Here is a 1013-nt window from a genome sequence, read left to right on the forward strand (position 1 = left end):
GAAAACCATTGTTACACTGGGCCAGATTTCGATTTTCGTAACCCTATGGTGCACTCCATCGTCACCAGTGGTCATAAGTGGCCTGGCGCACCTGCGACAGGGGTCTATATGACCAAGCATAAGTTTATGGTTCTCCACCGGATAACCCAACCTATATTGGTTCTCCCGATACTACTTTTGCGGGTTCCCGTAGCGGAATATCCCCTCTAATCCTATGGGATTACTTTGCCAAACACAGCTATGAAAAGCAGATCAAACTGGCGATGCGCGGACAGAAGATGGCGCAATACGCTTATCAAAAGTTGCGAGAGTCGCGGACTATTGGAAAATGAAAACCTGATAGTGGTGTTCTGAAGGTTGTGGCTTCAACGAACGCCGCTCTCTTTGTCGCTTATTTTCTGCCAGCCAAGATGAGATTATCTAAATACTCGTTAGCCAAGGAAGAGATCGACGCGCCAAATCCAGCAACTGGCCGTAAGACACGTAAATACGTCCATATGTTTACCATGTGGGATGTGACTGAGAAGCTGATTGATGAGTTATGCGACGATCTTAAAGCAGATGATGCGTTTAATGTGGCGGACTTTAAAACCGTTAACCAATGTTCGCCGTACGCGTGAGCTTCCACATTCGAGTGCTCATTTGGTCAAGTTACCGACGAAAGGGCGTTCCTTTAAGATAAATCTAGCACAAACAGAACCACCAAGATAGAGCAAGGCCAGCAATGCTGGCCTCAGACTGCTGACAAAGGTCTAGCTTTCGAGCTAGACCTTTGATCTAATAGGGGTATCGAAATATGGATACTCCGATATGCTTCAAGAACCCACCCCGCAACAATACGAACTGGAAATGGTGACGATGGAACAGTTAGTTCCTAAAGACCATTTAGTGCGCAAAATCGATAATGCTATCGACTTTGAATTCATTCGTGATGAAGTCGCTCATCTTTATTGTAAAGATAATGGGCGTCCACCTGTTGACCCTGTTCGTCTCTTCAAAATCATCTTGCTTGG

At 45.7% G+C, this 1013-nt stretch carries 2 protein-coding genes and 1 pseudogene; all 3 read left to right on the forward strand.

Translation table 11 applies throughout. The annotated features are described in order from the left end of the window. Nucleotides 1-210 (forward strand): hypothetical protein (locus CIK04_RS35250; RefSeq protein ID WP_325206067.1); only part of this gene is annotated, 210 nt, incomplete at its 5' end. 200 nt (nt 211-410) lie between these two features. Further along, entirely contained in the window at nt 411-620 is a 210-nt protein-coding gene (locus CIK04_RS35255; RefSeq protein WP_325206068.1) for a hypothetical protein, read from the forward strand. 190 nt (nt 621-810) lie between these two features. Continuing rightward, nucleotides 811-1013 (forward strand): annotated as a pseudogene (locus tag CIK04_RS31700) (IS5/IS1182 family transposase); the annotation flags it as partial.

The sequence above is a fragment of the Vibrio sp. 03_296 genome (assembly GCF_002265885.1).